Source organism: Brytella acorum, assembly GCF_029309905.1.
Classification (GTDB): domain Bacteria; phylum Pseudomonadota; class Alphaproteobacteria; order Acetobacterales; family Acetobacteraceae; genus Brytella; species Brytella acorum.
Genome location: NZ_JARBJP010000002.1, coordinates 52,672 through 66,307 on the forward strand (window position 1 = coordinate 52,672; position 13,636 = coordinate 66,307).

10 protein-coding genes are annotated in these 13,636 nt (G+C 62.8%); 2 read left to right on the top strand and 8 right to left on the bottom strand.

What is annotated here, in order from left to right; all coding sequences use genetic code 11:
• Nucleotides 1-28: 28 nt before the first annotated feature.
• The 5 genes from PWM43_RS03565 to PWM43_RS03585 form a co-directional block, all read right to left on the bottom strand.
• The gene (locus tag PWM43_RS03565; protein ID WP_289841215.1) at nt 29-1,621 is read right to left on the bottom strand and encodes a Na+/H+ antiporter; all 1,593 of its coding nucleotides are present in this window, start codon (nt 1,619-1,621) and stop codon (nt 29-31) included.
• A gap of 177 nt (nt 1,622-1,798) precedes the next feature.
• Nucleotides 1,799-3,994: a pyrroloquinoline quinone-dependent dehydrogenase gene (locus tag PWM43_RS03570; protein WP_289841216.1), complete on the bottom strand. Its 2,196-nt coding sequence runs from the start codon at nt 3,992-3,994 to the stop codon at nt 1,799-1,801.
• Nucleotides 3,994-4,377: a glycerol dehydrogenase gene (locus PWM43_RS03575; RefSeq protein WP_289841217.1), complete on the bottom strand. Its 384-nt coding sequence runs from the start codon at nt 4,375-4,377 to the stop codon at nt 3,994-3,996. Before PWM43_RS03575 ends, PWM43_RS03570 begins: the two co-directional genes overlap by 1 nt.
• Before the next feature lie 120 nt (nt 4,378-4,497).
• The gene (locus PWM43_RS03580; RefSeq protein ID WP_289841218.1) at nt 4,498-5,652 is read right to left on the bottom strand and encodes a hypothetical protein; all 1,155 of its coding nucleotides are present in this window, start codon (nt 5,650-5,652) and stop codon (nt 4,498-4,500) included.
• Nucleotides 5,653-5,730: 78 nt separating this feature from the next.
• Nucleotides 5,731-6,621 (bottom strand): SDR family oxidoreductase, encoded by an 891-nt coding sequence (locus PWM43_RS03585; RefSeq protein WP_289841219.1) that lies wholly within the window; start codon nt 6,619-6,621, stop codon nt 5,731-5,733.
• Nucleotides 6,622-6,636: 15 nt separating this feature from the next.
• On the opposite strand from PWM43_RS03585, the gene PWM43_RS03590 reads away from it, so the two are divergent.
• Both PWM43_RS03590 and dld read left to right on the top strand, forming a co-directional pair.
• Nucleotides 6,637-7,470 carry a tetratricopeptide repeat protein gene (locus PWM43_RS03590; RefSeq protein ID WP_289841220.1) on the top strand — a complete coding sequence of 278 codons (834 nt, stop codon included), beginning with the start codon at nt 6,637-6,639 and terminating at the stop codon, nt 7,468-7,470.
• Between the two features lie 86 nt (nt 7,471-7,556).
• Nucleotides 7,557-9,278 (top strand): D-lactate dehydrogenase, encoded by a 1,722-nt coding sequence (dld, locus tag PWM43_RS03595; RefSeq protein WP_289841221.1) that lies wholly within the window; start codon nt 7,557-7,559, stop codon nt 9,276-9,278.
• Nucleotides 9,279-9,719: 441 nt separating this feature from the next.
• On the opposite strand, the gene PWM43_RS03600 is transcribed toward dld, so the two are convergent.
• The 3 genes from PWM43_RS03600 to PWM43_RS03610 all read right to left on the bottom strand — a co-directional run bounded on the left by PWM43_RS03600 (nt 9,720) and on the right by PWM43_RS03610 (nt 13,633).
• Nucleotides 9,720-12,155, bottom strand: coding sequence for a helicase-related protein (locus PWM43_RS03600; RefSeq protein ID WP_289841222.1), 2,436 nt, complete (start codon nt 12,153-12,155; stop codon nt 9,720-9,722).
• Nucleotides 12,156-12,213: 58 nt separating this feature from the next.
• Entirely contained in the window at nt 12,214-12,837 is a 624-nt protein-coding gene (locus PWM43_RS03605) for a D-sedoheptulose 7-phosphate isomerase (RefSeq protein WP_289843573.1), read from the bottom strand.
• A gap of 214 nt (nt 12,838-13,051) precedes the next feature.
• Nucleotides 13,052-13,633 carry an NIPSNAP family protein gene (locus tag PWM43_RS03610; RefSeq protein WP_289841223.1) on the bottom strand — a complete coding sequence of 194 codons (582 nt, stop codon included), beginning with the start codon at nt 13,631-13,633 and terminating at the stop codon, nt 13,052-13,054.
• Nucleotides 13,634-13,636: the final 3 nt, after the last annotated feature.

Below are 13,636 nucleotides of genomic sequence, written 5' to 3' on the forward strand. Positions count from 1 at the left end.
GCTCAAAAAAATTCGGATGGACCTTCCGTTAAAAGCGTTCCGTGTCCGCCGCAAGCTCCTGAAGGTCCAGCTGGTGTTCAAGCGTGTAGAGAAGATGTTCCGGGATCTGGCCGCTTCGATGCAGACGCAGCACTTCCTGACGACCGGCTCCTATGGCGGCGAGAACGGCTTCATGTTCGGCCTCGCGATCCGCGAAGTCATGTTCGTCGGGCGTTTCGCTATAGGCTTGCAGGACGTGCAGTCGTTGAATGAACTGGGCGACACGATGGCGGTCGGGCGTTTGCAGAGCGTTTTTTTCGCCTGGGGTCTCGATGGCGTCGATCTGCGCGCGCGCGACCAGCGTCGCGGCTTCGGCGCGGCTGAGATGGGATCGAGACGATTCGGCGTGCTCGTCATGAGGTTTGAGGCGGCGGATCAACCACCCGATGGTGGTGCCCTGAACGATGACCGTGGCGCAGATGGAGGCGAAAGCCGAAATCACGATCAGGGCCCGTCCCGGCATTTCCTCGGGAAGGGCGAGCGCGACGGCGATGGTGACGACGCCTCTCATCCCGGCCCAGCTCATGACAGTGGCGTTGGCGAAGGAGAACCGGCCACCTTTCCAGCCAAAGACCCGATAGAGTCCGGCCCGTATGAGGTCCGCGGTGAAGATCCAGATGAAACGCGAGGCGATCATGGCGACGAGCACCACGGAGACCGGCAGCAGATAGGTGCTTACGGCGTTTTCGACGCTGCCGAGATGCTCCGCTATGGCGCGCATCGTCAGTCCGATGAGGATGAAAACGAAGGATTCCAGGATGAAGACCATGACGCGCCAGCATGCGACGGCACGAACTCTGAGGGCGGCAGAGAACATCTCGTGCTGGTACCAGCCCAGCACGAGCCCGGCGGTCACGGTCGATAGAACACCGGACACATGCACGGCTTCGCCCGCGATATAGGACACCCATGAGAGGGCGAATGTCGCGGCGATCGCCGTGGAGACGTCGCCGAGCAGCGGGACGAGGCGCACCCAGAGCAATCCGAGAACGCCACCGACCGCCATGCCTCCGAGCGCCAGGAACATGAACGTGCCGCCGGCATGGGTGGCGTTGAAACCGCCCGTGAGTCCGGCCGTGACCGCAAAGCGCAGAAGCGTCAGGCCCGTTGCGTCATCCAGAAGGCTTTCGCCCTGAAGCTCGACCATGAGACGCCGTGGCAGGGGAAGACGTTCGAGAATGGCGCGTGCGGCGACGGCGTCCGGCGGCGAGACGACCGCGCCGAGCGCGAAACAGGCCGCCCAGGGAAGCGCCGGAACGGCCCAGTGGACCGCAAGGCCGACAGCGAGCGTCGTGAAGAAAACCGCCCCGACAGCGAGCGCGAGGATGCCGGGAAGCTGCCTGCGAAATTCAGTCCATGCGGTGAAGAAGGCGCCTTCCATGAGGAGGGGAGGCAGGAACAGGACCAGGACCAGGTCAGGGTCGAGTTCGAAATCCGGCACACCCGGCATAACGGCCAGGGCGATTCCACCAGCAATGAGAGCGACGGCGGGAGGAAGGTTGACGCGTTTGGCCAGCACTTCCAGCCCGAGAATGATGACGAGAAGGAAGAGAATGAATTCGAAGAGATGCGTGGATTCCATGGTCACTCCGTGGCCGGGATCGGCTGACCCGTAGCGGAAAGCGGCTGGACGCGTTCGGGTTCCCCTGTGGCATCACCCTGCCGGCGTTTTTTGTTTGACCTGTGTCCCGGAAACAAAAAAACCGGGCACAGATGTGCCCGGTTTCCGTGAAGTCGCCCTGAACGGGTCGGACGTTCGTCAGTGAACGTCGTCAGGAAGCGCGTAGACGACCAGCGCATCACTGACCGGTGTCATCATGAAGTGATGTCCACCCGCCATAATGGCCACGTACTGCTTGCCGTTGACTTCATATGTCATGGGGTTCGCCTGTCCGCCACCTGGCAGGACGTCGCTCCACACGACTTCGCCCGTCTTCATGTCGATGGCGCGGATCTGGTTGTCGGTCGCTGCCGCCACGAAGATCAGGCCACCGGCGGTGACGACCGAGCCACCGTTATTCGGCGTGCCGATATTCAGCGGCAGGCCGGTCGGCAGACCCCACGGGCCGTTGGCGCGCGCCGTGCCCAGCGGCTTCTGCCACAGGACTTTCTTGGTCTTGATGTCGATCGCCTCGATCATGCCGTAAGGCGGCTTGTTGCACATCATGCCGGTGTACTGGTTCCAGAACGGTGTCACGACAATGCCATAAGGCGTTTCGGACATCGCGCCGTTCCCTTCCGCACCGCCGCTGCTTGGCGTGAAGTTCGGATCGTCGACCGACATCAGTCCGAGCTTGTTGGCCTTGGCGCGGTTGACCAGCTGGTCATACATCGGCGTGTTGTTCCAGTTGGCGATTACGATGCCCGACTTCGGGTCGTAAGCCATGCTGCCCCAGTCCGAACCACCATTATAGCCGGGATATTCGATCCAGGGCTTCTTGAGATGGGGTGGCGTGAACTCGCCGACATAGGCGGCCTTGCGGTATTTGATGCGGCAGAAGAGCTGGTCGATGGGCGACATACCCCACATGTCGCTTTCTTTCAGATCGGGGAAACCGAGACGTGGGAAGGCGACCGACCAAGGCTGCGTGGGCGAACGCGAATCATCGGGGATCACGCCGGGCGAAGGTGCCGGACGCTCTTCCACGGGGAATTCCGGCAGCGGCTTGCCTGTGGCGCGGTCGAGAATGAAGGTCTGCCCGCGTTTCGTCGGCAGGATCAGCGCCGGCGTCTTCGTGCCGTCCGCGTTCGGGTAATCGAACTTCGTGACCTGCGAGCCGATATCGTAATCCCAGACGTCTTTGTGAACCGTCTGGAAGACCCAGCGCGGCGCACCCGTACGGACATCGAGAGCCACGAGGGAGGACGAGACCGCGTTTTCCTTGTCGGACCGCATGGCGCTGTAATAGTCGGCTGCCGAATTCCCGGTCGGGACGTAGACGAGCCCCAGCTCGTTGTCGCCCGTCATGGCGGCCCAGGAGTTCGGTGTGCCGCGGCTGTAATGCTTGCCGGGCGCGGGCTGGTGATGGTCGTCGGGGTTGTTGACGTCCCAGGCCCAGACGAACTTGCCGGTTTCGGCGTCATAGCCACGGATGACACCGCTGGGAGCCCAGCGGCGCTGGCCATCGAGAACTTCATGATTGACGACGACGATGCCGTTGATCACCGGAGGCGGGGTCGTCATCGACACGAAGCCGGGGACGGATTCGCCAATGCCCTGCATCAGGTTGATCTGGCCACCGAAGCCGAAGCCTTCGCACATCTTGCCGGTTTCGGCATCGAGCGCCATCAGACGCATGTCGAGTGTCGAGGCGATGATCCGGTTGTGACAGGGCTGACCTTCCGGCACGACGGAAGACGTGAAATACGTGACGCCCTTGCAGGCGGCGGTGTACGGAATGGAGTCGAATTTTACGCCGCTGTTGTGCCGCCAGATCTCCTTGCCGGTCGCGGCGTCGATCCGCATGATGTCGTTGAGCGCGGAGCAGGTATAGAGGGAATCACCCACCTTGATGGGGGTGGTTTCCGCCGCCCATTTGTTGGCCTGGCCAGGGGCGGGCTTGCTGCCCGTATGATAGACGAAAGCCCGCTTCAGCTTGCCGACGTTGGCCGGGGTGATCTGCGACAGGGGCGAATAGCGGTTCTGATCGTCCGTACGGCCGTAAGCGGGCCAGTCAGCCGGAGCGGGGTTGGTGCTGACCTGCGGCACCATCTGCGGGACTTCGGAGATATCGATTTCCGGATCGTCCGGCAGGTTGGCGGCGTTCACGCCCGGAGCCTGGGGGCTGGACGGGGACGGAGGTTCGAATTTCGGGTTCAGCGGATCGGCGTGATAGGCCTCGCTGGAGACCGGACCGGGGAGACGGTCCTCGTGACCGGCCATCTGTGCGTGAGCGACCGCAACGGCCAGCGAGCTCCCGAGAATGGTTGCTGCGAGAAGGGAAATCCTGCGCATCAGACAGCGCTCCTGATCGTTGGACGAATGGTATCGCGACGCCGCAGTGCCGGAAGGCTGACGAGCACGAGGACGAGAATGATCGTCGGGCCGAACAGACGCGGCAGCCAGCCCCAGCCGTCAAAGCCAACCTCATAGATGGTCCAGAGGAGGGTTCCGGCCCATGCGAGCAGGAAGAGCCAGGCGCCGAGAAGACGTCCCTTGATGGTGAGGACGCCGGATGCGGTCAGGACAATACCGCACAGGATATAGTACCAGGAGCCCCCGAGAGCGGCGAGTTCCGCCCCGCCGCCAAGAAAAATAACGCCGAATAGTAAAATGAGGGCGCCGAGAATGATCGTTGCGATCCTGCCAATTTCGGATGGCCGTCCATAATCTGCCATAATGCCTCCAAGAAATGTTGCTGGTTTCTTCAAGGCGGAATGAAATCCAGCAGTGTTACCGTGTCACAGATACAGGGAAGCGCGAGGCGCGAAACCCTGTAATTCTTCACAAACTAATGACTATCCCGCTGGAATGGTGATGACAGCTCCAGCCGAATGACTTGTGGCCGCGAGTGCGGCCAGAATCTGGATCATTGTGAACGCCAGCTTGCTCTGGAAGTCCGTATCTTCGATCCAGAACCATTGATGGCGGTATTCGACGCCCGCATACACGTCCTTGGGAACGGTTTTGCCAGAATGGATGACAACATCGGGGCGCGTTTCTATTCCGACAGGGCTGATGGTCTGGAGTGTGCGTCCCTTGATGACGTCGGCTTCGGGGACATTGGTCTCGTAGGCTATTTGCGAAAGAATCGCAAACATCGAACGCGTAAGGACGGCGATCTGGCCAGGCACCTTGGGATAGGGGCCATAGACGATCTCGGCTTCCTCGCTTTTGGGGTCAAGATGAAGCAGGCGGCGCACTTCCGCCTGGATCGTCGCCAGATCGGGCTCCGAGGTCGCGGGCAGCACCAGATACGCATGCTCGCTCTGGGGCTTGTCCGATTTGCTGTCGTCGGGTTTGGCGTCGTCGCCCTTGGCGGTGTTCTTCGGCGCGTCCGTCGAAATGCGGATCGTCATGGCGCCGCGCACCTGAAGCTGCCTCAGATCATGCAGAAGAAGGTAGAATTTCAGCGAGCCGCCACCGTTGGGGCCCGCGCCCAGGCCACGAACGTTGCTCAGGCCGTCGATCGACTGGGCGGTGAGGCGCAGGAGAGAGTCGATCGGCAGGCCGCCGAGGCTGAGCGGCATGATGACCACGGGCGCGATCGGGCGCACGACGTTCTCGGCATATTGCTGCCCGGCTTCGGGCTGATACGTGAATGTCGGGTTTTCCTGAAGGCTCGCCGAGCCGCCGCCGAACAGATAGCTGCCGACGCCGTGAGGATAGGCGTAAAATCCGCCGTTCATCGTCCGGTTCATCTGATATCCGGCGATCACCTGCGTCGTATCGAGAAACGTCGGCGGATCGGCATAACGGATGCGTACGATGTTCAGAAGCATCTCGCGTTTCTGCGTGTCGCCCAGCGCGCGCGAATAGGCGAGGTGGTCGTGGGTCAGCTCCATCGGTCCCAGCGAGAAGCAGCCGCCCAGCGTTCCACACAGGATAACGGGCGGCGCAAGACGCGTCAGCAGGATTTTCAGTCGGCGAGACCGGGGAAGGAAGCTTCTCATGGGTGTATCGTGCTTATCGCAACATCGACGGTGCGGACCAGTGCGGGGATGGGTTTGTTCTCCGATATGGCGGATATTTTACAGACGGTCCGTCCTGACCGATCCATCCTGTCTCCCGGCCGTTTCCTCATCCAGAATGGCGCGCAGCCCTTCGCGGTAGCTCGGATAGCACCACGGCCTGCCCAGGACGGATGACGTGCCGCGGCTGTCGACGATCCGTCGCTCACTCCAGAAACTACGCGCCATGGGTGACATGTCGGCCCACGCCTGTGCAAGAGGAACCGGCTTGGGCGCCTCGATGCCCAGGAGACGCGCGGCTTCGAAAATGACGTCGGACTGGGGCGCGGGCGTGTCGTCGACGAAGTTGAAAATGCGTGCGCCGCCATCCGATGTGGCGATGGCCGCGGCCACGCCTTGTGCAATGTCCGTGACATGAATGCGGCTGAAACGATGAGCGGGCGCGACGATGGCCCGGGCCGTGCCAGCGCGCAGGGTGTCGAAGGCCGAGCGTCCGGGACCGTAAATTCCGCCCAGCCGGATGACATCGCATGCAATGCGCCGCTTCGCGGCGAGAGATGCCCATGCCCGCTCGGCCTCGAGGCGCAGGATGCTGCGGGGCTGGGTGGGGGCCGGCGGCGTGGTCTCATCGACGCGGGCGCCCTGGTGGTCGCCGTAAACCCCCGTCGTCGAAAAATAGCCGATCCATTTGAGCGTCGGCGCGCGTCGGATCGCGTCGGCATAGGCCCCCAAGGCCGGATCACCGTCGGCCCCGGGAGGCACCGAGACCAGCAGATGGGTGGCATCCTTCAGACAGGATTCCGCATCGTCGAAAGCGATTTCATGGATGGATGCGTGGCGATGTTCAGCGATGCGGCGTGTGCCGAAAACTGTCCATCCCGCATCGGATAGATGCTGAGCTGTGGCGTATGCGCTGTATCCGAGGCCAAAAACGACCAGTTTCCGTGACATGATCATCGTGTGTTCTTGACCAAAAGACATGTGGCGGCCAATCACATCACCATGAAGCGCACATTATGCACAGTTTTGGGCATGCTGCTCGGCGCAGGACCGGTTTCCCAGGCATCGGCGGCCGCTGGAAACCAGTCCCCGGCGCTCGCGTCCTGTCTTGTGCGTCTGGCCGACAATCCGGCTGGAACACTGGCCGAGGCCCTTCAATGGGAGCGCCGGGGCGGCGGCCTCGAGGCGGGCGAATGCGCGGCTCTGGCCCAGATGGAAACCGGCGATATCAAGGGCGCCGCGGCGCGGTTCGACGCGCTCGCGCTGGCGGCCGGACAAGGGCATTCCGTGCAAGCGCCCGCCGGACAGGCGGCCAGGGCTGCGAGCTATGCCGCGCAGGCGGCCCGGGCCTGGCTTCAGGCCGGGAACGCTTCGTCGGGCCTGAAATCCGCAAGGGAAGCCCTGCGCTGGCAGCCGCGTTGTCTGATCTGCGAGGTGCTTCTGGCGCGCGCCCAGGCCATGCAGAATGATTATGCCGCCAGTATCGCCACGCTTGCGGACCTGCCGCCGCAGGACGGAGAGTCGGAAGACGTCGTCGACGCCTATATCCTGAGGGCGTCGGATCAGCGTCATCTGGGAAATCTCAAGAGCGGCTTCAATGATATCGCGGCGGCCCTGCTGATCGCGCCCGACGACAGCGGGGCCCTGCTCGAGCGCGGTATCCTCCATATGCGTTCGGGGGATCTTTCGGCCGCGCGCGCGGACTGGGATCGAGTTATCGCGACATCGCCGGACGCTCATGATGCGGACCTCGCGCGGCAGGACGAAGATCTGCTCGCGGCGGATCCGGACGACCCGTAAGGTGGGGTTTGTGATCGCTGCGAGCGTGCGCGCAGCGGTTGCGTGCGCCTATTCTCACCGCTGAATTGATGGAACGGAAGACCGGGATGAGCCATCTGGACGAAAGCAGTCTCGACGAGGCGTTGCTGAAAACGCTGCGGGCTGTGTCAGGTCGACGCCATGTCCTGACGTCGCGGAACGCGACCTACCGGTTCCGCCGGGGCTTCCGTTTCGGCGAAGGGCGTGTGCTGGCCGTCGTGAGGCCGGGCTCGCTGGTCGAACTCTGGCGTGTGGCGCAGGCATGCGTCACGGCGGGCAAGATCATCATCATGCAAGCAGCCAATACCGGCCTCACCGGCGGTTCGACGCCCGATGGAGACAGTTATGACCGTGGCGTCGTGCTGATCAGTACGACCCGCCTGCGCGGCTTCCAGCAACTGGGCGGTGGTAAGCAGGTGGTTTGCCTGCCCGGCGCGACATTGCATGATCTCGAAGAAAATCTTCGTCCGATCGGGCGCGAGCCGCATTCGGTGATCGGCTCCTCCTGCATCGGCGCATCGGTCCTTGGGGGCATCAGCAACAATTCGGGCGGTGCGCTGCTCCAGCGCGGTCCGGCCTTCACTCAGATGGCCTTGTTCGGGCAGATCGGCGCCGACGGCACGCTGCGGCTGGTCAACCATCTGGGCATCGCGCTGGGGGACGAGCCGGAGGTGGTCCTGAGGCGTCTCGAGGCGGGCCGCTTTGACGAGCGTGACGTCGCCTGGGATGCCGGTCTTGGACATGACGAGAGTTACGCGGCTCACGTGCGTGATGTCGATGCGGATACTCCAGCCCGCTTCAATGCCGATCCGAGCCGATGGTACGAGGCCTCGGGATGCGCGGGTAAACTTGTGGTCTTTGCTGTCCGGCTCGATACGTTTCCGATCGAAAAAGATCCGGCGGTATTTTACGTCGGCACCAATGATCCGGCGGAACTGCAGGCGATTCGCCGCCACGTTCTGACGCGGTTTGAAGAGTTGCCGATCGCGGGCGAGTACATGCATCGCGACGCGTTCGATATTGCCGAAAAATATGGCAAGGACACATTCGCGGTGATCCGTTATCTCGGAACACGCTGGATGCCCCTGATGTTCTCGGCAAAGTCGCGAGCCGACGCGTTGACGAGACGTCTGCGCTTTCTGCCTTTGCATCTGGCCGACCTGGTTTTGCAGGGGATCAGTCGTTTTCTGCCGCGTCAGTTACCACGTCGCATGACGGATTATCGTGACCGCTACGAGCATCATCTGATGATCAAGGTCTCGACGCGCATGGCGGCCCCGGTGCGGGATTATCTTTCAGGCTATTTCGGCAGGGCCAGCGGTTCTTTTTTCGAGTGCACGCCGGAGGAAGGAAAGCTGGCGTTCCTGCATCGTTTCGCAGCCGCCGGGGCCGCGATCCGCTATCGCGCGGTGCATGCGAAACAGGCCGAGGACATTGTCGCGCTCGACGTGGCCTTGCGACGCAATGACGACGACTGGTTCGAGCGTCTTACGCCGGAGATCGATTCAAAACTGATCGTGAAGCTCTATTACGGGCATTTTTTCTGCCACGTGATGCATCAGGATTATGTGGTGAAAAAAGGCTTCAACGCTTCGGATGTCGAGGAAGAAATGTTGCCTTATCTCGACAGGAGGGGCGCCCGATATCCGGCGGAACATAATTTCGGGCATCTATACGAAGCGCCGAAAGATATGCTCGAACATTTCCGGATGCTCGACCCATGCAACTGCATGAATCCCGGAATTGGAAAATCGACTAAACGGGAAAAATGGGTCGCGGAAAGCGTTTGATAGGTCAATCATTCCCGGACCGGAAGGGGCGGTGTCCGAAGGCTCGACTGATGGCACTCAGACGATCAGACCATCGGACACCAATATCGATTCCGTCCTTACGGAGGGTCGACCCCCCGGTGATCCACGATGACATGGGCAACCCGGCTATAGCCAATAGGTTTGCGAGAGAATGTGCTTACGGAAATACCAGATGACATGATCGGTCTTCCTTCTTCACATGGCGCCGCAGCGCACTATTGAGCGTTGGCCGAACTTTACTTCGTCTATCTTCGGTGATTACCGGAAGAAGACTTGGTGCGGTTCGGTTGCCGCAAGGTCACGCTAACGCTGTTTGAATGAAGAATGGAAGAATTTTTTTCGACAAAAACATTACAAATGACGCCTGCTGCGATTCGCCCGCTCTAGCGGCCCGGTCGGGCAAGGCGTCCGGCGGCGGCGTTATGACGGACGGCGGCGCTTCGCATGGGCGCGTGAAGGCGCGGCGCTCGGGCCTGTCCGCCGCGCTCCACTGCGCTCCACATCCCGTCTTGGGCCTTTGTGGCCCTGTGTTTTGCGTTCGTTTTCGCGGACGCGACTCTGCTGCCGCAGGACGGCTTCGATCCAGTCATTGAGGATGACCGTGTTCGTCTCGGCCATCTCACGATCCGGATAGGCTTCGGGAAATCGAAGCGACAGCCAGCGCCACGCGACCAGTCGCTTATGGCGTTTTTCGGCACGCTCCAGTTCTTCCCGGTCCGCGTGAACGGGCTGTGGCAGTCGGCCTGTTCCGGGCGGCGGAACGGGGCGGCCTGCCGCATGGTCGCTCGCCCATCGTGTCAGGCGGATGATCCCGTTATCGCGCTCATCCACCGGGCACATGGCGTAGTTCCAGCGCTGGGTGAGATCGAGGCCTTCGATTCCTTCGAGCGCGGAGGCGATCTCACTCGCCTGCTCCATGTCGGCGAGTCGATAATTGGGATCGTCGGCGCGCAGGACGGCCCGCTTGATCCGGGCCAGCACGCCATACAGACTGTCCGACTCGATTTCATTGGCCACGGCCCGGACGATGTCCGCGTCCGGCTGTACGAAGGGACGCAACTCGGCGAGCGGCTCGGGAGGGGCGGCCAGTTTCTTGCGGATATAGGTGGGGCTGCCCGCGTCCGAGAGAACGGCGACGACGCCGTCTTCATGTTTGCCGTAGCGTCCCGCCCGGCCGCCGATCTGCTTGATCTCCTGGGTCGTCAGGTCGCGTGTCTGCCTGCCGTCGAATTTGCGAAGCGCGCTGAAAACAATACGCTTGATGGACAGGTTGAGACCCATGCCGATGGCGTCGGTGGCCACGAGGACGTCGGCATCTCCGTCATTGAACCGCGCGGCTTCGGCGCGGCGGACTTCCGGGCTGAGCGCCCCGTAGACGACCGCGACGCGACGACCGCGCGCCAGAAGCTCGGCGCGAAGATCGAGCACTTCCCGGCGGGAAAACGCGATAACGGCGTCACCCTGCGTCAGTTCGCTGAGGCGCACCGGCAGTTCTGCCGCACGGAGAGGGCTTTTACGCTCAAGGTGGATTTCGTCGAGCGGATCGTCGCAGAGTTCGGCGATCCGTCGCACCATCGGAATGCAGTCGGGCGCGCCGAGAACATAGAGATGACGAGCGGGCGCGCCCATGATGGCGGCCGTCCAGGCCGCGCCGCGATCGGTGTCGCAGAGCATCTGCGCTTCGTCGATGATCGCGACGTCCACCGGATTGTGGAACGGGCACATTTCGACGGTCGCGGCCAGATGGCGCGCACCCGGCATGACAATCCGCTCTTCGCCGGTGGACAGGGACGCCGGGACGCCGCGCGAGAGCAGAGCTTCGCGGAATTCGTGCGCCAGCAGACGCAGCGGCGCGAGCGCCAGACCGGATTCGGCGCCGGCGAGCGCGTTAAGGGCCGTATAGGACTTGCCGCTGTTGGTGGGGCCGGTGACGAGCGTGATGCGCCGTTGCAGCGCCCGCGCGGTCCGGAAATGGGCGGCGTAACGATCGAGCGCCGCCACGCGCGCGATGATCGCGTTGCCAACCTTGCGCCCTGCGAGCGGCGCATTTTCATCCGCAAGCCCGCTTTCGCGTCCCCGCCACTCCGAGAGATTCCGGCGCAGCCTGACGAGAGCTTCGGGGTCGAACAGGAAATGTTCGGTGCCGTCATCCTGCGGAACGCGCCGGGCGACAGGAATGCGATTTTCCGCGATCCAGCGCAGAACTTCGCGCGGACTGCAATGCAGAATGGCGGGAATCTCGTTGAACGAAACGAGACTTTCCTCCCATGCGCGCAGACGTTCGTTCTCACGCGCGCGGCGCGCCTCGGCCCGGGCCTCGATCCGCGCGTCTTCCTCGCGGCGCGCGCGCTCGGCGGCGAGGATTTCATCTTCGAAAGAAACGTCTTCGATGCCGAACGCGCTGGCGATGGTCTGGGCGAGGCGGTCGATCTGGCCGCCGGACAGAAACGTGCCCGCATCGTTCATGTCGGCCTGGATCGACTCCATGACCGCGCGCGGCGTGTGAGCCGTTTCCCGCAGCCGTTCCGCGACGACGCCGTCGAGCACCTGCCGCAGGGCCTCGGCTGTGGCGCGTGGATCGTGCATGCGCGCCACGGCTTCGAGAATATCGGGTTTGGTGATCCACTGCTCGCCCGCGCGGCGCGCCAGGTTCATGAGCTGTGACGCCCATTCCTTACGCCGCACGTCACAGAGGCAGCGTTCGAATTCGTGGACGGGGATCTGGTCCGCGCCGGGAGCGAGCGCGCGCGCGACGAGTCGGGTCAGGCGCGGTATTTCGCGGTCTGTGGGAGTCAGGCCGCTTTCGGCGGCTCCGTGGGCAACGGCGCGATCGGCGGGAGAAGATGCGACATCCATATCTGCGCTTGTGCGGGAAGTCGCGTCGCCCTGCAATGCCGCGTTTGATGAAGAACGTTCAACCGCGCGGGCAGAGCTGGCGTTCCACGAGACCGCAGACGATATGCGCGGCTGTGATGTGGATCTGCTGAATGACAGGCGTCCAATCCGAAGGCGCGCGGAAGACGTGATCCACATGTTCGATCGCGCCGGTTTCCGCGCCGCAGAACGCAATGCTCGTGACGCTCTGCCTGCGCGCTTCCTCGAAAGCGCGCAGGATATTGGGCGAGCGGCCCGACGTGGTGATGCCGAGGAAGACATCGTCGGGGCGACCGAGCGCGCCGATCTGACGGGCGAAGACGTGATCGTACCCGTAATCGTTGCTGATGGCGGTCATGCTCGACGAATCGGTTGTCAGCGCGATGGCCGCCAAGGGCCGACGGTCATACATGAGGCGCGCGGTGAACTCGCCCGAAATATGCTGGGCATCGGCGGCACTCCCGCCATTGCCCGCCACGAGCAGCTTGCCGCCGCCACGAAGAGAGGCGGCAATGACGTCTCCCAGTTCGATCATCTGCTCGAACAGCGCGGTGTCCTGCGCGAAAGCGGTCATGGCGGATGCCGAGCGATCGAGGAAGTCGCGCATGAACGCACGATCGGCGTTGTGGCTTGCCGTGGTGGCGACGGACTGCGGGAGCGACATCGGATCGGGCCTTCTGATCGAGAAGCTTGCAGTCATAATCCCGGCTCAGGACCGAGGAAAGCCCGCCTGCCCGTCGTTGAGGCCAACGCGGGAGAGAGCATGGCGCAACTCTCGACACACGATCGCCGTCCACGACGGAGAAAGTGCTCGACAACATGTTCTTCGGCAAGGCCGCCTTGCTCAGGCGCATGCAAAGCGTCTTTGGGGGGGAGGGTCAGAGATAGGCCGAAAAGGACGCGGGCAGGTAGATTTCGCTGCGCATGGTCTCCAGGAGGGTAGCCATTCCCTTCGGAGGCCATAATGCGGCCGCGACCGCCTCCCGGCGTAGCGACGCCCGTTCTTCGAGACTGCGGTAAGGCCAGACGTGACAGAAACGCGCGCTGTCATCCAGCGCAACCATCGCCGTCAGAAGCGGCGAGTAGGGGAGGCGCTTCGGCAAGGCATCCCGGAAGAGACGTTCGACCTCGCTCACGTCATCCTTGAAGATGTCGTAGCAACGGAATTCGTAGACCGGTCCATAGTCGCCGGGGGACAGGATAGCGTCACCGACGACGCGCCACAGATCCTGCTCCACCTCGACGACAGCCTCTTCCGGCCAGGGGAGGGCGGGCGGTTGAAACGCCTCCCTCTCGCCGTTGGCCGCCACACGCATCACGATGATCCTGTTCAGGAGGCCGATTTCGGCGACCCAGCATCCCGCATCCGTTTCCCGCACGAACGGCTCGAGCACGGCCAGCACGGACGGGATGGTTCCCGCCCGGCACTGTATGGTCAGCGTCTCGACGACGATCGGCATGAC

Coding starts and splice junctions, on each gene's coding strand:
- PWM43_RS03600 (WP_289841222.1), bottom strand. CDS start 12,155: ATGGATGTCGCATCTTCTCCCGCCGATCGCGCCGTTGCCCACGGAGCC.
- dld (WP_289841221.1), top strand. CDS start 7,557: ATGAGCCATCTGGACGAAAGCAGTCTCGACGAGGCGTTGCTGAAAACG.
- PWM43_RS03605 (WP_289843573.1), bottom strand. CDS start 12,837: ATGTCGCTCCCGCAGTCCGTCGCCACCACGGCAAGCCACAACGCCGAT.
- PWM43_RS03610 (WP_289841223.1), bottom strand. CDS start 13,633: ATGCCGATCGTCGTCGAGACGCTGACCATACAGTGCCGGGCGGGAACC.
- PWM43_RS03575 (WP_289841217.1), bottom strand. CDS start 4,377: ATGGCAGATTATGGACGGCCATCCGAAATTGGCAGGATCGCAACGATC.
- PWM43_RS03580 (WP_289841218.1), bottom strand. CDS start 5,652: ATGAGAAGCTTCCTTCCCCGGTCTCGCCGACTGAAAATCCTGCTGACG.
- PWM43_RS03565 (WP_289841215.1), bottom strand. CDS start 1,621: ATGGAATCCACGCATCTCTTCGAATTCATTCTCTTCCTTCTCGTCATC.
- PWM43_RS03585 (WP_289841219.1), bottom strand. CDS start 6,621: ATGTCACGGAAACTGGTCGTTTTTGGCCTCGGATACAGCGCATACGCC.
- PWM43_RS03570 (WP_289841216.1), bottom strand. CDS start 3,994: ATGCGCAGGATTTCCCTTCTCGCAGCAACCATTCTCGGGAGCTCGCTG.